Consider the following 18973-nt stretch of genomic DNA (forward strand, 5'->3'; position numbering starts at 1 on the left):
CGTATGCGCCTCGTCTTTGGCGAAAAGGATACCCCTTACGAGGAGGCGCGGGTCGTCGTCCTGCCCGTGCCCTACGACCTCTCCCTCTCCTTCCTCCCGGGGGCCCGGAGGGGCCCCGAGGCCATCCTCCTCGCGAGCCGTGAGCTTGAGCCCTTTCTTTTGGAGCTCGGGGTGGCCCCCGAGGAGGTGGGGGTCCACGCCGCCGAGCCCGTGCCCTGGGTGGCGGGGATGGCCGAGGAAAGCCACCGCCTGATCCGGGAGGAGGCCCTAAAGCACCTCGAGGCGGGGAAGTGGGTGGTGGCCCTGGGCGGGGACCACTCCATCACCCACCCCCTGGTCCGGGCCCACCGGGAGGCTCTGGGGGACTTCTCCCTCCTCCACATTGACGCCCACGCCGACCTCTACCCGGAGTGGCAGGGCTCGGTCTACTCCCACGCAAGCCCCTTCTACCGCCTCCTCACGGAGGGGTTTCCCCTGGTCCAGGTGGGGATCCGGGCCATGGACCGGGAGGCCTTGCGCTTGGCTCAGGAGAAGGGCGTGGCCCTCTTTCCCGCCCACCGGATCCACCGGGAGGGGCTTCCCCTGGAGGAGATCCTTAAGGCCCTGGGGAAGCGGGTCTACATCAGCCTGGACTTTGACGCCCTGGACCCCTCGGTGATGCCCAGCGTGGGGACGCCCTTGCCGGGAGGGCTTTCCTACCGCCAGGTGGTGGACCTCCTCGAGGCCGTCTTCCAGGAGAAAGAGGTGGTGGGCATGGACTTCGTGGAGCTCTCCCCCAACGGCCAGTTCCACGCCGAGATGACCGCGGCCCAGCTCGTCTACCACGCCATCGGCCTGAAAGGGCTTCAGGCGGGCTGGCTTTCCCGGGAAGTGGACCACATTTAGCCCGAGGGGTTTCCCCTTAGCCTGGGGGCATGCGCTTCGGGCTTTGGCTTTCCTGCTTCCTCCTCCCGGCCCTGGCCCAGGTCCTCACCCTCCCTGACCTCCGGGCGCGGACCTACGGGGAGGGAGGGTTTCGCGTGGAGCGGGTCCTGGAGGAGAGGCCCGCCTTCACCCGGGTCCAGTTCTCCCACCTCTCCGACGGCCTCCGGGTCCACGGGTTCGCCAACCTGCCCAAAGGCCGAGGCCCCTTCCCCGTGGTGGTGGTCCTCCACGGCTACGTGGAGCCGAGCCGCTACCGCCTCCTCGCCTACACCACCCCCTACGCCGACTTCCTGGCGGAAAGGGGCTACCTCGTCCTCCACCCGAACTTTCGGGGCCACCCCCCTTCCGAGGGCGCCCCGGCCCAAGGCCTCCGCCACGTCTACGCCGTGGACGTGCTGAACCTCCTCGCCGAGGTGCGCCGGGGGGCCTTCCCCCAGGCGGACCCCGCCCGCATCGCCCTCTTCGGCCACTCCATGGGGGGCGGCGTCGCCCAGATCGTGAGCCTGGTGGACCCTGCTTTAAGAGGCGTGGTCCTCTACGGGAGCATGAGCGGGGACGAGCGGAGGAACCTGGAGCGGATCCGCTACTGGTCGGGGGGAGCTCGGGGAGGGGAGCTGTTCGCCCTTTCGCCCGAGCTCCTCCGGCGGGCCTCCGCCTGGACCTACCTGGCGGAGCTTTCCGTGCCCTTGAGCGTCCACCACGGGCTTCAAGACGCCCAGGTGCCCCCGGAGTGGTCCTGGGAGCTCTGCCGCAGGCTCAAGGCCCTGAAAAAGCCCGTGGAGTGCTTCAGCTACCCCGGGGGGCACCTCTTCCGGGGGGAGGTGGACCGGGTCTTCCGGGAGCGGGTGTTGGCCTTCCTGGGCCGGGTGCTTTAGGCTTGGGCCGTGCGGGCGTTTTTGGAGCACCTTTCTGCCCTCTTCTTCGCCCTGGCCTTCGGCGCCCTGGTCTTCGGGGTTCTCGCCCGGCTTCTCGGCGCCGGGCGCCCCTGGCTTTTCTTCCTCCTCGCCCTCCTGCTCTTTCTCCTCGGGCTCTTTTGGGGTGTAAAATAGCCCCCCGTGGCCAAGCGCGTGGTTTCCGTCTCCTTGGGCAGCAGCCGCCGGGACGCCGCGGCCGAGGTGGAGCTTTTGGGGGAGCGGGTCCTCTTGGAGCGGCGGGGGACGGACGGGGATTTCCAGAGGGCCCTCTGCCTCATCCAGGAGCTGGACGGCAAGGTGGACGCCATCGGCCTAGGCGGGATTGACCTTTACCTCTTCGCCGGAGGGCGGCGGTACGCCCTCCGGGACGCCCTGAGGCTCAAGGAGGCGGCCAAGAAGACCCCCGTGGTGGACGGCTCCGGCCTCAAGCACACCTTGGAGAGGCGGGCGGTGCGGGAGCTCGCCTCCCTTATAGACTGGAGGAAGACCAAGGTCCTCCTGCCCTCGGCCGTGGACCGGTTCGGCCTCGCCGAGGCCTTGGACGAGGCGGGGGCGAAGGTGCTCTACGGGGACTTCATCTTCGCCCTGGGTCTGCCCATTCCCCTCTACAGCCTCTCCTTCCTGCAGAAGCTCGCCTTCCTCCTCCTTCCCCTCTTCACCCGCCTGCCCTTTTCCGTTCTCTACCCCACGGGGAAGAAGCAGGAGGAGGTGCGGGAGGACTGGCGCGCCCGCTACTACGCCTGGGCCGACGTGGTGGCCGGGGACTGGCACTACATCCGGCGCCACATGCCCAAGGACATGCGGGGCAAGACGGTCCTCACCAACACCACCACGGAGGAGGACGTGGCCTTCCTCCGGGAGCGGGGGGTGAGGCGCCTCGTCACCACCACCCCGAGGCTTGGCGGCCGGAGCTTCGGGACCAACGTGATGGAGGCCATGCTGGTCGCCCTCGCGGGGCGGGAGCTCGGGGAGGCGGACTACCTCCGCTATATTGACCAAATAGGGCTGAAGCCCCAGGTGTTGGAACTGGAGGGACAGGCATGATCAGCGTGACGGATCTGCGACCCGGAACCAAGGTGAAGATGGACGGCGGCCTTTGGGAGTGCGTGGAGTACCAGCACCAGAAGCTGGGCCGCGGCGGCGCCAAGGTGGTGGCCAAGTTCAAGAACCTGGAGACGGGGGCCACGGTGGAGCGCACCTTCAACTCCGGGGAGAAGCTGGAGGACGTCTACGTGGAAACCCGGGAGCTCCAGTACCTCTACCCGGAGGGGGAGGAGATGGTCTTCATGGACCTGGAGACCTACGAGCAGTTCGCCGTGCCCCGCTCCCGGGTGGTGGGGGCGGAGTTCTTCAAGGAGGGCATGACCGCCCTCGGGGACATGTATGAGGGGCAGCCCATCAAGGTGACCCCGCCCACCGTGGTGGAGCTCAAGGTGGTGGACACGCCCCCGGGCGTGCGGGGGGACACGGTCTCCGGGGGGTCCAAGCCCGCCACCTTGGAGACGGGGGCCGTGGTCCAGGTGCCCCTTTTCGTGGAACCCGGAGAGGTCATCAAGGTGGACACCCGGACCGGCGAGTACGTGGGCCGGGCCTAGGCCGCCTGGGGAGCCGCCCCCTCTACGGGATTTTGACGCGGTGCAGAAATCCGTAAGGGGTGTATGGGGTAAGCTTTTCCCGCGAGGTGCACCGATGACGCCGAAGGAGCTGAAGCAGATCCTGCAGGCCTTGGTGGAGCACGGGGTGAACGAGCTCACCCTAGAGACCCCGGACTACAAGCTCACCGTGCGGCGGGGCGGGGAGGTGCAGGTGGTGAGCGTTCCCCAGGTCCAGGCCCCCATTCTGGCGGCCCCCCCGGAGGTACCGGCCCCGACCCCGCCCGCGCCGGCGGTCCCGGCGGCGGAGCCCCAGCCCCAGGCCAAGGCGGAGCCCCAGGACGACTGCCCGGGGTGCGTGGAGGTCCGGGCCCCCATCGTGGGCACCTTCTACCGGGCCCCGGCCCCGGACGCTCCTCCCTACGTGAAGGAGGGGGACCGGGTGGAGAAGGGGCAGGTCCTCTGCATCATTGAGGCCATGAAGCTCATGAACGAGATCGAGTCCGAGGTCTCGGGGATCGTCAAGAAGATCCTGGTGGAGAACGGGGAGCCCGTGGAGTACGGCCAGCCCCTCTTCCTTATCCAGCCGGTATGAAGAAGGTCCTGATCGCCAACCGGGGCGAGATCGCTTTGAGGATCATCCGGGCGGCCCGGGAGCTCGGGATCAAGACGGTGGTGGCCCACTCCACCGCCGACGAGAAGAGCTTGCCCGTTCTCCTCGCCGACGAGGCCATCTGCATCGGGCCGCCTCCCTCGGGGCAGAGCTACCTCAACATCCCCAACCTCCTCTCCGCGGCCATCGTCACCGGGGCGGACGCCATCCACCCGGGCTACGGCTTCCTGGCGGAGAACGCCACCTTCGCCGAGATGTGCCGGGAGCACGGGATCACCTTCATCGGCCCCACCCCGGAGAACATGAGGGCCCTGGGGGACAAGGCCACCGCGAGGAAGGTGGCCCGGGAGGCGGGGGTGCCCACGGTGCCGGGCACGGACGAGCTGGGTAGCGTGGAGGAGGCCAAGCGGGCGGCCCAGGAGATCGGCTACCCCGTGATCCTCAAGGCGAGCGCGGGAGGCGGGGGCCGGGGCATGCGCGTGGTCCACACGGAGGAGGAACTGGAGCGGGCGGTGCTCCAGGCCCAGGAGGAGGCCCGGGCCGCCTTCGGGAACCCCGCCATCTACCTGGAGAAGTACATAGAGGAGCCCAAGCACATTGAGATCCAGGTCCTGGGGGACGGGGAGCGGGTGGTGCACCTTTGGGAGCGGGACTGCTCCATCCAGCGCCGCCACCAGAAGCTTTTGGAGGAGGCCCCGAGCCTCCTTCCCGAGGAGACCCGCCGGGCCATCGCCGAGGCGGCGCGGCGCCTCGCCGAGCACGTGGGGTACGTCTCCGCGGGCACCCTGGAGTTTTTGGTGGACAAGGAGGGGAACTTCTACTTCATTGAGATGAACACCCGCATCCAGGTGGAGCACCCCGTCACCGAGATGATCACGGGGATTGACCTGGTCCAGGCCCAGTTCCGCATCGCCCAGGGGGAGAAGCTCTGGCTCAAGCAGGAGGAGATCCAGGTCCGGGGGCACGCCATAGAGGTGCGCGTCAACGCCGAGGACCCAGAGAAGGGCTTCAGGCCCTCCATCGGCAAGGTGGAAACCCTCCTCTTCCCCGGGGGGCCTGGGGTGCGGGTGGACAGCCACCTCTACACCGGCTACCAGATCCCGCCCCACTACGACAGCCTCATCGCCAAGATCATCGTCTGGGCCCCCACCCGGGAGGAGGCCATAAGGCGCATGGAGCGAGCCCTCTCCGAGACGGTGATTGAGGGCCCGGGCCTCAAGACCACCATCCCCTTCCACCAGAAGGTCCTCCAGAACGCCTTCTTCCGCAGGGGGGCCGTATACACCAACTTCGTGGCCCGGCGGATGGAGATGTAGACTGAGGCCTGTGCGGGTGGACTACGAGATCAGCGAGCAGGCCCTCGAGGCCGTGGTCCTTTGCGCCCTAAAGGGGATAGAGGGGGTAAGGGCCCTCGAGGCCGTCCCCCGTTCCTTGGCGGATGTCTTCCGCCGGGGGCGGCCCGTGCGGCTGGAGTCTACCCCGGAGGGGCTTGTGGTGGACCTGCTGCTGGCCGTGCCCTACGGGGTGGTCATTCCGGAGCTTGCCGCCCGGGTGCAGCAGGAGGTGGACGAGGCCCTCTTCCTGGCCACGGGGAGGCGGGCGCGGGCGGTGAACGTCACCGTGGGCCAGGTGGTGCCGGAGGAGGACCATGCGCAGGCGGGCTAGGGAGCTGGCCATGCGGGCCCTCTTCGCCCACACCGTGGGGGGGATGGGGCTGGAGGAGGCTTTCCAGCACGCCCTGGAGGAGATGGGCGGGGAGGAGGAGGGGTACGCCGAGCCCCTGGACCAGGAGGGGGTGGCCTTTGCCCGGCGCCTCCTCTCGGGGTACAAGGCCCACCAGGAGGAGGTGGACCGGGTGCTCGAGGAGACGGTGGAGGGCTGGGACTTCCGCCAGATGGCCAAGACGGACCTGGCCGTGCTGCGCCTGGCCGTCTACGAGATGCTCTACGAACCCACGCCCTTTGAGCCCTTGATTGAGGTGGCGGTGAAGATCGCCAACCGCTACGGCGGCGAGCACTCGGGGAGCTTCGTCAACGGGGTGCTCGCCCGGGTCTACCGCCGGGTAGTGGCCGGGGAGCTGAAGACGGTGGCCAAGGAGGCTTAGGTGGCGGCCCAGGTGCTTTCGGGACACGAGGCGGCGGAGGCGGTCTACGAGGAGATCCGCGCCCGGCTACGCGGCCTTTCCTTCACCCCTTCCCTGCGGGTGATCCGGCTCGGGGAGGACCCGGCCTCGGTGGCCTACGTGCGGCTTAAGGACAAGCGGGCGCGGGCTTTGGGGTACCGAAGCCAGGTGGAGGTCTATCCGGAGGACCTCCCCGAGGAGGCCCTTCTGGAAAGGATCGCCGCCCTCAACGCCGACGAGGAGGTGGACGGGATCCTGGTCCAGCTTCCCCTCCCCCCGCACATCCGCACCCAGCGGGTCCTCGAGGCCATCCACCCCTTGAAGGACGTGGACGGCTTCCACCCCCTGAACGTGGGGCGGCTTTGGAGCGGGGGAAAGGGGCTTTTCCCCTGCACCCCCCTAGGGGTGGTCCGTCTCCTCAAGCACTATGGGGTGGACCTTAGGGGCAAGGAGGTGGTGGTGGTGGGGCGGTCCAACATCGTGGGAAAGCCCCTGGCGGGGCTTCTTCTGCGGGAGGACGCCACCGTGACCCTGGCCCACTCCAAGACCCAGGACCTGCCCGAGGTCACCCGAAGGGCCCAGGTCCTGGTGGTGGCCGTGGGCCGGCCCCACCTGGTGCGGAAGGAGTGGGTGCGGGAAGGGGCCATCGTGGTGGACGTGGGCGTGAACCGCGTGGAGGGGAGGCTTCTCGGCGACGTGCACCCCGAGGTGGCCGAGGTGGCCTCCGCCCTCACCCCCGTGCCGGGCGGGGTGGGGCCCATGACCGTGGCCATGCTCATGGGGAACACCCTCGAGGCCGCCCTCTTGAGGCGCCATGGAGCTTCTGGCTAACGCCGTTTTTTGGACGGCGGTCCTCGCCAACCTCACCGCCCAGACCCTCAAGCTCCTCCTCTACTACCTCCTGGAGGGGCGCTTCCAGTGGCACCGCTTCCTGGACACCGGAGGGATGCCCTCCACCCACTCCGCCACGGTGAGCGCCCTCGCGGTGAGCGTGGGCCTCAGGGAAGGGTTTGACACCAGCCTCTTCGCCGTGGCCGCCGTCTTCGCCCTCATCGTCATGTACGACGCCGCCGGGATCCGCCGGGCGGCGGGGCTTCACGCCCAGCTCCTCAACCAGCTCATGGAGGAGCTCGGCCAGGTGATCCGCCTGGGTCCCCAGCGGGGCCCCCTGAAGGAGCTTTTGGGGCACACCTACTTGGAGGTGGCGGTGGGGGCCCTGATCGGAGGGCTCGTGGCCCTTGGGGCCTACCGGCTTTTCCCTGCGGCGTAAAAGGCCAGGGTTTGGCCCACCAGGAAGGCGACAAGGCCGAGTAGGGGGGAGAGGAAGAAGGCGAAGAAGCTCGCGAAGAGGGCCGCCACCAGGGGCAGGAGGGGCCTGCGGAAGCGATGGAACACCCAGAGGTTCAGAAGCCCGAAGAAGGCCATGAGGAGAAAGGCCGCCGTCTCCACGGCAGGCCATTGTACGCCCTTGCCAAGTTTGGGGTAAACTTTTACCGAGTATAAGGAGGTGGCACCCATGCTCACCTTGCCGGAAAAAATCTTCTTCGTCCTCCTCGCGGCCCTGAGCCTCTACTACGCCTACACGGGCTTCCGCCGGGTCTACCTGGCCATAAGGCGGGGGCGGCCTGAGGAGCGCTTTGACCGCCTGCCCGAGCGCATCGGCCGGGCCCTTTGGCTTGTCCTCACCCAGCAGACGGTCTTCAAGAGGAGGCCCCTCGTCTCCCTCCTCCACGCCTTCGTCTTCTACGGCTTCGTCTACTACCTCCTGGTGAACCTCGTGGACTTCCTGGAGGGCTTCTTCGGCCTCCACGCCCGGGGAGGGCTTTGGAACCCCTATAACCTCATCGCCGACCTCCTCACCGCCCTGATCCTGGTGGGCATCCTGGGCCTCATGCTTAGGCGCTACCTCCTCGCTCCCCAGGATTTCACCTGGAACCCCAAGGTGCGCCTGCACGAGAAAGCCCAGGCGGGCATCGCCCGGGACTCGGCCATCGTGGGGGCCTTCATCGCCTTCCACGTGGGAAGCCGCCTCCTCTCCAAGGCCTTCCAGCTCGCAAGCGAAGGCCCGGACCCCTTCCAGCCCGTGGCGAGCGCCCTCGCCGGGGCGCTTTCCGGCCTTTCCCCCGCCCTCCTCACCTTTGGCGAGCACTTCTTCTGGTGGGGCGCCTTGGGCTCCATCCTCCTCTTCCTGCCCTACTTCCCCCGCTCCAAGCACATCCACCTCTTCATGGCCCCCATCAACCTGGCCTTCCGCAAGGAGGTGCCGGGGGCCCTCGCGCCCCTGGACTTGGAGAAGGAGGAGGAGAAGTTTGGGGCGGAGAAGCTGGAGGACCTCTCCTGGAAGCGGCTTTTGGACGCCTACGCCTGCATCATGTGCAACCGCTGCCAGGAGGCCTGCCCCGCCTACGCCACGGGAAAGGCCCTTTCTCCGGCCGCCATCCTCATCTCCGAGCGCTACGAGCTAAACGCCATCCTCCCCGAGTTCGCCGCCGGGAAGGAGAGTCCCAGGCCCCTCATGGACTTCGCCCTGAACGAGGAGGCCCTCTGGGCCTGCACCACCTGCATGGCCTGCGTGGAGGTCTGCCCCGTGGGCAACGAGCCCATGCTTCACATCCTGGACGTGCGCCGGGCCAAGGTGCTCATGGAGGGGGAGTTCCCCCAGCAGCTCAACAACGCCTTCCGGGGCATGGAGCGCTCCGGGAACCCCTGGGGCATCGGCCAGGGCAAGCGCCTGGACTGGGCGGAGGGGCTCAACGTCCCCACGGTGGAGGAGAAGCCCCACCCCGAGGTCCTCTACTGGGTGGGGTGCGCCCCGAGCTACGACCCCCGGGCCCAGAAGATCGCCCGCAGCATGGTGGAGATCCTGAACGCCAGCGGGGTGGACTGGGCCGTCTTGGGTAGGCGGGAAAAGTGCACCGGGGACGCCGCCAGGCGCGCGGGCAACGAGTACCTCTTCTTCCAGCTCGCCACGGAGAACGTGGAGACCCTGAACGCCGTGGCCCCCAAGACCATCGTCACCACCTGCCCCCACTGCTTCCACACCCTGAAGAACGAGTACAAGGACTTCGGCGGCCACTACCGGGTGGTCCACCACACGGAGTTCATCGCCGAGCTCTTGCGCAAGGGGCGGATCCGGGTGGAGGAGGAAACCCGCAAGGTGGTCTTCCACGACCCCTGCTACCTGGGCCGCCACAACGGGGTCTACGAGGCCCCGCGCGAGGTGCTAAAGGAGGTGGGCTTCGCCCTCGCCGAGCCTCCCCGGAGCCGGGAGAGGAGCTTCTGTTGCGGGGCGGGCGGGGCCCAGTTCTGGAAGGAGGAGGAGCCTGGGGCCATGCGGGTTTCCGAGAACCGCTACAAGGAGCTCAAGGGAACGGGGGCCGAGGTCATCGCCACGGGCTGCCCCTTCTGCATGGCCATGATGAACGTGGAGACCGCCCAGGACGAGAGGCCCCTCGAGGTCTTGGACGTCGCCGAGCTGGTGGCCCGGGGCCTCAAGGCCTGAGGTAGACGGCGTAGGCCCGGTACCCTCCCATCCACCCCTCCCCAAAGGCCCTTAAGGCCAGGCCCGGGGGAGGGGTGAGGAGTTCTTCCCCTTCCCAGTAGAAGGGGCTATGGGGCCTTCCCCGCCTTTGGGCCTCCTTGCGGGTGAAGCCCTCCACGAGGAGAAGCCCCCCGGGGAGGAGGAGGGGGGCGAGGCCTTGGAGGAGGGGCCGGTTCACGTAGTAGGCCATCACGATCCCGGCGAAGGGGCCTTGGGGCAGGCGGGCCAGGGCCCCGGGGGCCTCGAGGTCCAGCTCCAGGAGAGAAAGCCCCGGGGTCCCCCGGAGCCTCTTCAGGGCCTCCCGGCTCTTCTCCACCAGGACCACGGGGTGGCCCCGCCCTAGGAAGTAACGGGCGTTCCGCCCCAACCCCCCCGCCAGGTCCAGCACCGGCCCTTCGGGGACGAAGGGGCCGTAGGCCCGCACCACAAAGGCGGGCTTCCTTTCCTCTTGGGCTTCCCGATAGAAGGCGTCCCAGTCCCTAGGCATGGCGGCGAAGGGCGAGGAGGCTCCCCACGAGGAGGATGAGGAGGGTACCTCCCCAGAAGACCCCCTTGGGGAGGGTGAGGGCGAGCCCGGGGCGGTGGAGGAGGTGGGCGAGGGTGTGGGTGCCCTCCAGGAGGAGCTTGACCCCGGCCCAGCCCACCAGGGCGTAGGCCACCTTTTCCAGCCCGGGAAAGCGTTCCATCAGGGCCACCACCGAGCTCGCCAGGAGGCGGATGAAGAGGATCCCCAGGGCCATCCCGAGGAACACGAGGAGGAAGTCTTTGGAGAAGGCCACCACCGCCAGGATGGAGTCCACGGCGAAGGCCAGGTCCACCAGGTTGATGAGGACCACCACCCGCCAAAACTCCCCCGCCGTGGCCTCGGGAAGGGGTTTGGCCTCCGGGTGGTCGCGGAAGTGCTGGACCATGAGGTAGACGAGGTAAAGCCCCCCCAGGACCTGGACCCACCAGAGCCGGATGAGGAAGACGGCGAAGAGGAGGGCGAGGCCTCGCAGAAGGTAAGCCCCCAGGATGCCGTAGAAGAGGGCCTTACGCCTCAGCTCCGGGGGCAGGGGCTTCACCATCACCGCCAGAACCAGGGCGTTGTCCCCGGAGAGCAAGGCCTCGAGGGCCGCCACGGAGAAAAGCGCCAGGAGGCCCTCCCCGCTCATTGCGGCCCCAAGAGGTAGCGCAGCCCCGGGGCCAGGGCCTGCTTCCAGGTGACCCAGTTGTGGCCGCTGGGCCTTTCCCGGTAGGCGTGGGGGGCCTTCCTGTCGGCGAGGAGGGCGGCGAAGCGGCGGTTGGGGGCGAGGAGCCACTCCAAAAGCCCCACCTCCACGTAGACCCGGGGAAGGCGCCTGGCCTCGGCGTAACGGGCAAGAAGCCACTCCTCGTCCCGGTAGGCGTCTTTCCCCCCGGGGTGGGCCTTGAGGGCGGGGGAGAGGGCGAGGACCTTGGGGAAGCGCTCCGGGTGCCTCCAGGCCTGCCACAGGGAGAAAAGCCCCCCCAAGGAGGCCCCCACCAGGACCACCTCCTTAAGGGGCCCGTAGGCCCCTTCCACCGCCTCCAGCACCCGGTGGAACTCCGCCTCGTAGGCCTCGCTGAAGCGGTATTCGGCGTTGCGGTCTATGGGCTCCACGAAGACGAGGCGCACCGGGGGGACCTCCCCCGCCTCCAAAAGGGCCCGGGCCACCTTGTGGAGCCCTGCGGTGCGGTAGAAGGCCACCCCGTCCTGGGCCACCACCGTGGCCTTTGGGGAAGGCCCCGTCTCCGCCACGTAGAAGCGCCTCTCCCCCAGGCGGTGCCGGGCCACCTTGGGCTCTTCCATGGGCTCGGGGGGCGCCTCGTAGCGGAAGCCAGGAAGCCTTATGGCCCGCGCGTAACTCCACCAGGGGTTTTCGGCCTTCTCGGGGTTTTCGGGGTCGGGAAAGGGCCTTCCCTCCCGGTCCAGGAAGGCGTACTCCACGTACGCCCCTTCGGGGAACTCCAGGGTGAGGGGGCCCTCGAGGGGGATGGGGTTCCTCTCCCAGTCGGTGAAGTCTCCGATGAGGGCGGTGGCCCCTTCCGGCGGGTAAAAGGTGGCGCTCCTCCGTCCTACCCGTACCACGGGTATACTCTACCCGTGAAGGTCGGCATCGTAGGAAGCGGCATGGTGGGGAGCGCCACCGCCTATGCCCTGGCCCTCCTCGGCGTGGCGCGGGAGGTGGTCCTCGTGGACCTGGACCGGAAGCTGGCCCAGGCCCACGCCGAGGACATCCTCCACGCCACGCCCTTCGCCCACCCGGTCTGGGTGCGGGCGGGGTCGTACGGGGACCTCGAGGGGGCCCGGGCGGTGGTGCTCGCCGCTGGGGTGGCCCAGCGCCCCGGGGAGACCCGCCTGCAACTTCTGGACCGCAACGCCCAGGTCTTCGCCCAGGTGGTGCCCCGGGTTCTGGAGGCGGCCCCGGAGGCGGTGCTCCTCGTGGCCACGAACCCGGTGGACGTGATGACCCAGGTGGCCTACCGCCTCTCCGGCCTGCCCCCGGGGCGGGTGGTGGGCTCGGGGACGATCCTGGACACGGCCCGCTTCCGGGCCCTCCTGGCGGAGCACCTTCGGGTGGCTCCCCAGTCGGTCCACGCCTACGTGCTGGGGGAGCACGGGGACTCGGAGGTGCTGGTCTGGTCCAGCGCCCAGGTGGGCGGGGTGCCCCTCCTGGAGTTCGCCGAGGCCCGGGGGCGGGCCCTCTCCCCGGAGGACCGGGCCCGCATTGACGAGGGGGTCCGCCGGGCCGCCTACCGGATCATTGAGGGGAAGGGAGCCACGTACTACGGCATCGGGGCGGGCCTTGCCCGGCTTGTGCGGGCCATCCTCACCGACGAAAAGGGGGTGTACACCGTGAGCGCCTTCACCCCCGAGGTGGAGGGGGTCTTGGAGGTGAGCCTTTCCCTGCCCCGCATCCTGGGCGCAGGGGGCGTGGAGGAGACCGTCTACCCGAGCCTGAGCCCGGAGGAGCGGGAGGCCTTGCGGCGAAGCGCCGAGATCCTCAAGGAGGCGGCCTTCGCCCTGGGGTTTTAGATCTTTTCCAGATTTGAGTAGAGGACGAGGAGCTCCTCCTCCGTGAGGCCCTCGCCCTCCTTCTCCGGCGTCCAGGCCAGGTGGAAGGCGAGGAGGGTGAAGGGGGTGCTGGCGGCGAAGGCGAGGAGGACCTCCCTCGCCTTTTCCCGGTCCAGGGGGGCCTGGGGGGGCAGGCTTCCCCGGACGGCGAGGACGAGGGAGGCCACCAGGTAGCGCCCGCCCGGCTCCACCTTGGGGGCGTAGGCCGCCTCCACCTTCTTCCCCTCAAAGTGCCGGAAGGTCTCCTGGTAGGTGCTCCGGTCCTCCAGCATCCAGGCGTCAAACCGGCCCAGGACCTCTTCCTCCGTCCCTTCCCGCGCCTCGTAGCTTGCAAAGCGCCAGGCGGGAGCTTCCCGGAGGAGGACCAAGGCCACCTCGTCCACGAGGTCCGCAAGCCCCTTGGCCGTGGTGGTGTCCGCCTCCTCGGCGAGGCGCCTCAGGGCCCGCTGCACCCTCGGGCTAAGGAGGAGGGCGAGGCGCAGGCGGCCCACGCTGGCCTGGGGCCCTTCCTCCCCGGCCTGGCTCAGCCCCCGGACCATGAGGAAGGCCACCAGGGCGAGGCCGAGGAAGACGAGGACCGGCGCCACCCCCAGGCTCCCCCCGCCCCCGGGGTACACGTACACCGGTCCGGGAACGGGGTAGGAGGGCGCGGGGGTGGGGTAGACTGGGGCGGGCCCCGGGCTCACGGGCGGCGGGGTGGAGGGCGCGTAGGGCCTGCCCCCGACCCCGCCCCCGCTTTTCTGCCCGAGGGCGAGGCCGAGGAGGAGGAGGAGGAGGCCGAGGGCCCGCAGGGCCTTCACGCCCCTTAGCATAAAGGGCTTTCCGTCCGGGCCCTTTGCGTAAAACGAGGATTTGCAGTAAACTTGACATAGGTAGGCTTAGGCTATGGACGAACGCAGAACCGCTGAAGAAAGGAGGGAACGCATGCTACCGGAAACCCTGCCCGTCTGCCCGGTGCGGGGCTCGGTCATCTACCCCACCATGGTGATGCCCATAGACGCCGGGAGGCCCATCTCCATCCGGGCCATTGACGAGGCCCTGGCCCGCGACCGGGTTCTCCTCATCGTGAGCCAGAGGGACAAGGAGGTGGAGACCCCCAAGCCCTCGGACCTCTTTGAGGTGGGCACGGCCTGCAACATCCTCAAGATGCGCAAGAACCCGGACGGCTCCGTCCAGGTGCTGGTGCAGGCCTTCGCCCGGGTCCGGGTGAAGGAGTGGCTGGACCTGGGGGACCACCTCGAGGCCCGCGGCGAGGTCCTCGCCGACGAGCCCGGGGAGCCCATTCTGGTCAAGGCCCTGGTCCGGGAGGTCAAGGACAAGTTCCAGGCCCTCCTCAAGGAGGGGAAGTACCTGGCCCCGGAGGTGGCCCAGTTCATCCTGAACCTGGAGGACCCCTCGCAGCTCGCCGACTACGTCGCCTTCCACATGGACTTCCGCCTCGAGGACAAGCAGAAGGTCCTGGAGACGGCGAACGTGGCCGAGCGCCTGCGGGCGGTTTTGGTGCTCCTGGAGGGGGAGCTCGCCCTCATTGAGACCCAGCGGCGCATCCAGCAGCAGGTCAAAGAGGAGATTGACCGCAACCAGCGGGAGTACTTCCTCCGGGAGCAGATGAAGGCCATCCAGCGGGAGCTCCACGGGGAGGAGGGGGAGCAGGAGGTGGAGGAGTTCCGCAGGAAGCTTGAGGCCCTGGACCTTCCCCCTGTGGTGCGCCAGGAAGCGGAGCGGGAGCTCAACCGCTTCGCCCGCATGCACCCCGACTCCGCCGAGGCCAGCGTCATCCGCACCTACCTGGACTGGATCGTCCACCTCCCCTGGAACACCCGCACCGAGGACAACCTGGACCTGGAGCGGGCCAAGGAGATCCTGGAACGGGACCACTACGGCCTGGAGAAGGTGAAGGACCGGGTCCTGGAGTACCTGGCGGTGCGCAAGCTCAAGGCGGAAAGGGCCAGGCGGGGGGAGATCCCGGCCGAAGAAGTAAACAAGGGCCCCATCCTCCTCTTCGTGGGGCCGCCGGGGGTGGGGAAGACCTCCATCGCCAAGAGCATCGCCGAGGCCCTGGGCCGCAAGTACGTGCGCATCTCCTTGGGCGGGGTGCGGGACGAATCGGATATCCGGGGGCACCGCCGCACCTACATCGGGGCCATGCCGGGCCGGATCATCCAGGGCCTGAGGCAAGCCGGGACCAAGAACCCCGTCTTCCTCCTGGACGAGGTGGACAAGCTGGGCATCTCCTACCAGGGGGACCCGGCGGCGGCCCTCCTGGAGGTCTTGGACCCCGCCCAGAACAAGGAGTTCGTGGACCACTACCTGGGGGTGCCCTTTGACCTCAGCGAGGTGATGTTCATCTGCACCGCCAACTTCCCCCAGAACATCCCCGCCCCCCTCTACGACCGGATGGAGCCCATTGAGTTCACCAGCTACACCGAGCAGGAGAAGCTGGAGATCGCCAAGCGCTACCTCCTGCCCAGGCAGCTAAAGGAAAACGGCCTCGAGCCCGAGCAGGTGGTGGTGACCGAGGCCGCCCTCATGCGCCTCATCACCCACTACACCCGGGAGGCGGGGGTGCGGCAGCTGGAGCGGGAGATCGGGGCCCTCCTCCGCAAGGCCGCCCGCAGGATCCTGGAGGAGGGCAAGAAGCGGGTGCGGATCACGGAGAAGGACCTGGAGGCCTACCTCGGCCCGCCCCGCTTCCTCCCCGAGACCGAGGCCCGCCATCCCCAGGTGGGGGTGGCCACGGGGATGTACTACACCCCCGTGGGCGGGGACATCATGTTCGTGGAGGTCTCGGTGATGCCCGGAAAGGGCAACCTCATCCTCACCGGGCAGCTCGGCGACGTGATGAAGGAGTCGGCCAGGGCCGCCCTCTCCTACGCCAAGAAGAACGCCCACCGCTTCGGCATCCCTCTGGAGAAGTTTGACAAGTCCGACATCCACATCCACGTGCCCGCGGGGGCCATCCCCAAGGAGGGGCCGAGCGCGGGGGTGGCCCTCGTGAGCGCCCTGGTCTCCGCCCTCACCGAGGTGCCGGTGCGGCACGACATCGCCATGACCGGGGAGATCACCCTCACGGGCAGGGTCCTCCCCATCGGCGGGGTGAAGGAGAAGGTGCTGGGGGCGAGGCGGGCCGGGATCCGGGAGGTGATCCTGCCCAAGCTCAACGAGCCCGACCTCTCCGACATCCCCAAGCCCCTCCGGCAGAACATGACCTTCCACTTCGTGGAGCACCTGGACCAGGTTCTGGACCTGGCCCTGGTGGGCGGCCTCAAGGCCTTGGAGGAGGGGGGCAGGCGCTCTAGGAGCGTCCGGAGGAAGAAGGAGCTCGTGGCCCACGCCTAGCCCAGGGCCTTGGCGTAGACCTCCAGGTAGGCCCGGGTGATCCTTTCCGGGTGGAAGCGCAGGAGGGCCCACTCCCGGGCCCTCCTCCTTATCTCGGGGAGGCGGGGGCTTCCCAGGAGGTCCAAGGCGGCCTCCGCCAGGGCCTCCAGGTTGCCGAGCTCCACGAGCCGGCCCACCTCGGGGGTGACCACCTCGGCCACCCCGCCCACCGCCGTGGCCACCACGGGGACGCCGGAGGCCAGGGCCTCGAGGGCTGCCTGGCCGAAGGACTCCTCCTCCGAGGCCAGGAGGAAAAGGTCCGCCGCCCCCAGGACCTCTTCCGGGTGGGGGGTGGGGGGGTGGAAGGTGACCCAGGGGGCGACGCCGAGCTCCGCCGCCACCCGCCGGGCCTCCTCCTCCTCGGGGCCGGTGCCCAGAAGGAGGAGCCTGGCGGGAAGGCGCTTCCTGATTTTGGCGAAGGCCCGGACGATGTCGGGCACCCGCTTGATGGGGCGGAAGTTGGAGGCGTGCACGAGGAGCCACTCCCCCTCCTCGGCGTAGAGCCTCTTGCGCTCAGGTCTAGGGCGGAAGCGCTCCGGGTCCACGGCGTTGGGGACCACCACCGCCTCCACCCCGAAGGCCCGCTTGGCCTCCTGGGCCAGGGCCCGGCTTACCGCCGTGACCGCCCGGGCGGCCTCGAGGGCGCGGCGGGTGGGGCCGTGGAAGGCGGGGTCCATCCCTACCACGGAGACGTCGGTGCCGTGGAGGGTGTGGACCAGGGGGAGGCCTTCCCCGAAGGCGAGGTAGGCCGCGGCGGCGTGAGGGACGGCGTAGTGGGTGTGGACGAGGTCCAGGCCAAGCCGCTTGGCCTCCCGCTCCAGGGTGCCCGCCAGGGAGAGGGTGTAGAGGGGTCCGGGGAAGACGGGGTAGTAGGGGAGGTCCACGGGGACGTGGACCACGGGGCTCGCCTCGGGGAGGCGGAAGGGGCGGGACGTGGCGAAGAGGTAGACCCGGTGCCCCATCCGGGCCAGGCGGTCGGCGAGCTCGGCGGCCACCGTCCCGCTTCCCCCAAGGCCCGGGTAGGCCACGAGGCCCAGGCGAAGCTCCTCCCGGCGCATGCCCTAAGCCTAGCGAAGGGCCCTGAGGCCCAGAAGGAGGAAGAGCAGGTTGGCCCCCCAGGCCCCAAGCTCAGGGGGGAGGGCCCCGATCCCGGCCAGGGCCCGGCCCAGGAAGAAGGCGCCGTAGTAGGCCAGGGCAAGGACCACGCTCATCCCCAGGGCAAGTCCCGGGCTTTTCCCGTAGCGGAGGGCCATGGCCGCCGCGAGGAGGACGAGGACCAGGTTGGCGAGGGGAAGGGCGAGCTTGGAGTGGAGCTCAAGCCGCGCCCGCCACTTCTCCAAGGGGGGCAGGAAGGGGTCCTTGAGCTTCCGCCAGGCCTCCGAAAGGCTGTCCTGGCCGAAGCTGAAGGTGTCGGCGTAGTCGGCGATGGCCCGGGCCCGGGAGAGGTCCGAGGTTACCTCCAGGGCCTTTCCCTGGCTCACCACCCGGAAGACCCGGCGCACCTGGGCGAGGAGGTCGGGGGCGGTTTCCAGCCCCGGCACCTGGCCGAAGTCCACCTGGTAGTAGCGGTAGTCCTTGAGGGTGAGGGTCTTGTCCTCCCAGGTGCCCCGCTCGGCGAAGAGGAAGGTGCCCACCTCCCCCTGGAAGGCGGTGATCCGCACCCCCACCATCTCCTTGGCCGCCATGTCAAAGTCCTGGAAGTAAAGGCTCTTGCCCTGGCCTATGGGGATCTGCATCCCCTTGAGCCGGAAGAGGCCCGCCCCTTGGGTGTGGATCTCGTCCCACCAGGCCACCCGCACCCGGTTGTTGGCCTCCGGGACCACGTACTCCTGGAGGTAGAGGGCGAGGCCGCTTAGGACCGCCCCCACGGCCACGAGGGGGAGCGCCGCCCGCCCCAAGGGGATCCCGGCGGAAAGAAGGGCGAAGTGGGCCCCCTCGGCGGCGAGCCTGCCGAAGACCAGGACCGTGGTGGTCACCAAGGCGATGGGGAAGACCTGGACCCAGATCCCGGGGACGTGGTAGGAGAGCCAGCGGAGGATCTTGGGGAGGGGCACCCCCTCAAGCCACCTCGCCCCGGCGTAGAAGAAGCCGAAGAGGTAGACGGCGGTGAGGAAGAGGAGGGCGAGGAGGAGGACGGGGAGGCTCTCCCTGAGGAGGTAGCGGTGGAGGATCATGGGAGGCGCTTTGCGTAGGCCTCGAGGCGGGCCGCCTGGGCCGGGAGCTTGGTCGTGGCCTGCACCTTCCCTCCCGCGAAGCGGAGGTAAAGGCGGGCGTCCTTCCCCTGGCCCCGCAGCGTGGCCTTCCCCTCCTGGTAGGTGAAGCTCCCCAGGGCCAGGGCCTCCCGGGCCTTGAGGTCCACCACCAGGGCCTCGGCCTGGAGCCTGGGCGACTTGGCCTGGACCCGCCCCTTCAGGACCACCACCTCCTCCTCAAAGAGGGCCAGGGCGCGGTCCGCCCTCAGGTCCTGGAAGTCGGGGTTGGCGAAGAGGAGGTCCTGGAAGAGGGCCTGTTGCTTGGGGATGTCGTGCTCCAGGGAGGCAGCCGCAAACCGCTCCTTCTCGGAGAGGAGCTCCACCTCCCTGGCCCGGACGAAGCTTCCTTCCTTGTAGGCGATGTAGGCCGCCTTGAGGCGGAGGCCGTTCTCGTTGTCGGTGAGGATCCCTCCCTGGGGGAGGGTGGTGACGCCGGTGTCCAGGTCCAGGCGCTGGGCCCCGAAGGGCTCCACGCTGAAGGTGGCGAACCGGGCCCCCAGGGCGAGGCCCACGAGGCCCAAGAGGAGGGTCCAGGCCAGGCGCTTCATGGGTTTTACTCTA

General features: G+C 69.0%; 22 protein-coding genes. 14 read left to right on the forward strand and 8 right to left on the reverse strand.

What is annotated here, in order from left to right; genetic code table 11:
- Positions 1–3 precede the first annotated feature (3 nt).
- From speB to TthTMY_RS05405, 11 genes are all read left to right on the forward strand, one after another.
- Positions 4–885 carry an agmatinase gene (gene speB, locus TthTMY_RS05355; protein WP_096410542.1) on the forward strand — a complete coding sequence of 294 codons (882 nt, stop codon included), beginning with the start codon at positions 4–6 and terminating at the stop codon, positions 883–885.
- Between the two features lie 29 nt (positions 886–914).
- Positions 915–1799: an alpha/beta hydrolase family protein gene (locus TthTMY_RS05360; protein WP_096410543.1), complete on the forward strand. Its 885-nt coding sequence runs from the start codon at positions 915–917 to the stop codon at positions 1797–1799.
- Positions 1800–1808: 9 nt separating this feature from the next.
- Positions 1809–1973, forward strand: coding sequence for a hypothetical protein (locus tag TthTMY_RS05365; protein ID WP_172844615.1), 165 nt, complete (start codon positions 1809–1811; stop codon positions 1971–1973).
- Between the two features lie 6 nt (positions 1974–1979).
- The gene (locus TthTMY_RS05370) at positions 1980–2882 is read left to right on the forward strand and encodes a quinate 5-dehydrogenase (protein ID WP_096410544.1); all 903 of its coding nucleotides are present in this window, start codon (positions 1980–1982) and stop codon (positions 2880–2882) included.
- Complete coding sequence (gene efp, locus TthTMY_RS05375) at positions 2879–3433, forward strand: elongation factor P (RefSeq protein WP_096410545.1); 555 nt, start codon at positions 2879–2881, stop codon at positions 3431–3433. The genes TthTMY_RS05370 and efp overlap by 4 nt, the downstream gene beginning before the upstream one ends.
- 94 nt (positions 3434–3527) lie before the next feature.
- Positions 3528–4025, forward strand: coding sequence for an acetyl-CoA carboxylase biotin carboxyl carrier protein (gene accB, locus TthTMY_RS05380; RefSeq protein ID WP_096410546.1), 498 nt, complete (start codon positions 3528–3530; stop codon positions 4023–4025).
- Positions 4022–5359 (forward strand): acetyl-CoA carboxylase biotin carboxylase subunit, encoded by a 1338-nt coding sequence (accC, locus tag TthTMY_RS05385; RefSeq protein WP_096410547.1) that lies wholly within the window; start codon positions 4022–4024, stop codon positions 5357–5359. The genes accB and accC overlap by 4 nt, the downstream gene beginning before the upstream one ends.
- A gap of 10 nt (positions 5360–5369) precedes the next feature.
- A complete protein-coding gene (locus TthTMY_RS05390) occupies positions 5370–5708 on the forward strand; it encodes an Asp23/Gls24 family envelope stress response protein (RefSeq protein WP_096410548.1) in 339 nt (112 codons plus the stop codon).
- Entirely contained in the window at positions 5692–6147 is a 456-nt protein-coding gene (gene nusB / locus TthTMY_RS05395) for a transcription antitermination factor NusB (protein WP_223903512.1), read from the forward strand. Before TthTMY_RS05390 ends, nusB begins: the two co-directional genes overlap by 17 nt.
- Positions 6148–6996: a bifunctional methylenetetrahydrofolate dehydrogenase/methenyltetrahydrofolate cyclohydrolase gene (locus TthTMY_RS05400; protein WP_096410549.1), complete on the forward strand. Its 849-nt coding sequence runs from the start codon at positions 6148–6150 to the stop codon at positions 6994–6996. It begins immediately after the preceding gene.
- Positions 6980–7435: a divergent PAP2 family protein gene (locus TthTMY_RS05405; RefSeq protein ID WP_008632547.1), complete on the forward strand. Its 456-nt coding sequence runs from the start codon at positions 6980–6982 to the stop codon at positions 7433–7435. Before TthTMY_RS05400 ends, TthTMY_RS05405 begins: the two co-directional genes overlap by 17 nt.
- Here the strand turns inward: TthTMY_RS05405 and TthTMY_RS05410 are convergent.
- On the reverse strand, positions 7411–7614 hold the full coding sequence (locus TthTMY_RS05410; protein WP_096410550.1) for a hypothetical protein: 204 nt from the start codon (positions 7612–7614) through the stop codon (positions 7411–7413). The genes TthTMY_RS05405 and TthTMY_RS05410 overlap by 25 nt on opposite strands.
- Before the next feature lie 67 nt (positions 7615–7681).
- On the opposite strand from TthTMY_RS05410, the gene TthTMY_RS05415 reads away from it, so the two are divergent.
- On the forward strand, positions 7682–9667 hold the full coding sequence (locus TthTMY_RS05415; protein ID WP_096410551.1) for a (Fe-S)-binding protein: 1986 nt from the start codon (positions 7682–7684) through the stop codon (positions 9665–9667).
- Here TthTMY_RS05415 and TthTMY_RS05420 read toward each other — a convergent pair.
- From TthTMY_RS05420 to TthTMY_RS05430, 3 genes are read right to left on the reverse strand one after another with little or no spacing between them, the layout of a single operon-like run.
- Positions 9657–10193, reverse strand: a complete 537-nt coding sequence (locus TthTMY_RS05420) for an SAM-dependent methyltransferase (protein WP_096410552.1) — start codon at positions 10191–10193, stop codon at positions 9657–9659. The two genes, TthTMY_RS05415 and TthTMY_RS05420, sit on opposite strands and share 11 nt — an antisense overlap.
- Positions 10186–10860 carry a TerC family protein gene (locus TthTMY_RS05425; RefSeq protein WP_096410553.1) on the reverse strand — a complete coding sequence of 225 codons (675 nt, stop codon included), beginning with the start codon at positions 10858–10860 and terminating at the stop codon, positions 10186–10188. The genes TthTMY_RS05420 and TthTMY_RS05425 overlap by 8 nt, the downstream gene beginning before the upstream one ends.
- A complete protein-coding gene (locus TthTMY_RS05430) occupies positions 10857–11795 on the reverse strand; it encodes an alpha/beta hydrolase-fold protein (protein WP_223903513.1) in 939 nt (312 codons plus the stop codon). Before TthTMY_RS05430 ends, TthTMY_RS05425 begins: the two co-directional genes overlap by 4 nt.
- A gap of 15 nt (positions 11796–11810) precedes the next feature.
- Between TthTMY_RS05430 and TthTMY_RS05435 the strand changes: the two genes are divergently transcribed.
- On the forward strand, positions 11811–12743 hold the full coding sequence (locus tag TthTMY_RS05435) for an L-lactate dehydrogenase (protein ID WP_096410554.1): 933 nt from the start codon (positions 11811–11813) through the stop codon (positions 12741–12743).
- Here TthTMY_RS05435 and TthTMY_RS05440 read toward each other — a convergent pair.
- Entirely contained in the window at positions 12740–13594 is an 855-nt protein-coding gene (locus TthTMY_RS05440; RefSeq protein WP_096410555.1) for a DUF1517 domain-containing protein, read from the reverse strand. The genes TthTMY_RS05435 and TthTMY_RS05440 overlap by 4 nt on opposite strands.
- A gap of 112 nt (positions 13595–13706) precedes the next feature.
- On the opposite strand from TthTMY_RS05440, the gene lon reads away from it, so the two are divergent.
- Complete coding sequence (gene lon / locus TthTMY_RS05445; RefSeq protein WP_223903514.1) at positions 13707–16121, forward strand: endopeptidase La; 2415 nt, start codon at positions 13707–13709, stop codon at positions 16119–16121.
- Here the strand turns inward: lon and bshA are convergent.
- From bshA to TthTMY_RS05460, 3 genes are read right to left on the reverse strand one after another with little or no spacing between them, the layout of a single operon-like run.
- Positions 16118–17218, reverse strand: coding sequence for an N-acetyl-alpha-D-glucosaminyl L-malate synthase BshA (bshA, locus tag TthTMY_RS05450; protein WP_096410556.1), 1101 nt, complete (start codon positions 17216–17218; stop codon positions 16118–16120). The two genes, lon and bshA, sit on opposite strands and share 4 nt — an antisense overlap.
- A 9-nt stretch (positions 17219–17227) precedes the next feature.
- Positions 17228–18334: an LptF/LptG family permease gene (locus TthTMY_RS05455; RefSeq protein ID WP_096410557.1), complete on the reverse strand. Its 1107-nt coding sequence runs from the start codon at positions 18332–18334 to the stop codon at positions 17228–17230.
- Positions 18331–18960: a hypothetical protein gene (locus tag TthTMY_RS05460; RefSeq protein WP_096410558.1), complete on the reverse strand. Its 630-nt coding sequence runs from the start codon at positions 18958–18960 to the stop codon at positions 18331–18333. The genes TthTMY_RS05455 and TthTMY_RS05460 overlap by 4 nt, the downstream gene beginning before the upstream one ends.
- Positions 18961–18973: the final 13 nt, after the last annotated feature.

The sequence above is a fragment of the Thermus thermophilus genome (assembly GCF_019974155.1).
Lineage (GTDB): Bacteria > Deinococcota > Deinococci > Deinococcales > Thermaceae > Thermus > Thermus thermophilus_C.

Excerpts from the sequence above, each read along its gene's own strand:
- speB (WP_096410542.1), top strand. The coding sequence starts at position 4 with ATGCGCCTCGTCTTTGGCGAAAAGGATACCCCTTACGAGGAGGCGCGG.
- TthTMY_RS05360 (WP_096410543.1), top strand. The coding sequence starts at position 915 with ATGCGCTTCGGGCTTTGGCTTTCCTGCTTCCTCCTCCCGGCCCTGGCC.
- efp (WP_096410545.1), top strand. The coding sequence starts at position 2,879 with ATGATCAGCGTGACGGATCTGCGACCCGGAACCAAGGTGAAGATGGAC.
- accB (WP_096410546.1), top strand. The coding sequence starts at position 3,528 with ATGACGCCGAAGGAGCTGAAGCAGATCCTGCAGGCCTTGGTGGAGCAC.
- accC (WP_096410547.1), top strand. The coding sequence starts at position 4,022 with ATGAAGAAGGTCCTGATCGCCAACCGGGGCGAGATCGCTTTGAGGATC.
- nusB (WP_223903512.1), top strand. The coding sequence starts at position 5,692 with ATGCGCAGGCGGGCTAGGGAGCTGGCCATGCGGGCCCTCTTCGCCCAC.
- TthTMY_RS05405 (WP_008632547.1), top strand. The coding sequence starts at position 6,980 with ATGGAGCTTCTGGCTAACGCCGTTTTTTGGACGGCGGTCCTCGCCAAC.
- TthTMY_RS05415 (WP_096410551.1), top strand. The coding sequence starts at position 7,682 with ATGCTCACCTTGCCGGAAAAAATCTTCTTCGTCCTCCTCGCGGCCCTG.
- TthTMY_RS05420 (WP_096410552.1), bottom strand. The coding sequence starts at position 10,193 with ATGCCTAGGGACTGGGACGCCTTCTATCGGGAAGCCCAAGAGGAAAGG.
- TthTMY_RS05425 (WP_096410553.1), bottom strand. The coding sequence starts at position 10,860 with ATGAGCGGGGAGGGCCTCCTGGCGCTTTTCTCCGTGGCGGCCCTCGAG.
- TthTMY_RS05440 (WP_096410555.1), bottom strand. The coding sequence starts at position 13,594 with ATGCTAAGGGGCGTGAAGGCCCTGCGGGCCCTCGGCCTCCTCCTCCTC.
- lon (WP_223903514.1), top strand. The coding sequence starts at position 13,707 with ATGCTACCGGAAACCCTGCCCGTCTGCCCGGTGCGGGGCTCGGTCATC.
- bshA (WP_096410556.1), bottom strand. The coding sequence starts at position 17,218 with ATGCGCCGGGAGGAGCTTCGCCTGGGCCTCGTGGCCTACCCGGGCCTT.
- TthTMY_RS05455 (WP_096410557.1), bottom strand. The coding sequence starts at position 18,334 with ATGATCCTCCACCGCTACCTCCTCAGGGAGAGCCTCCCCGTCCTCCTC.
- TthTMY_RS05460 (WP_096410558.1), bottom strand. The coding sequence starts at position 18,960 with ATGAAGCGCCTGGCCTGGACCCTCCTCTTGGGCCTCGTGGGCCTCGCC.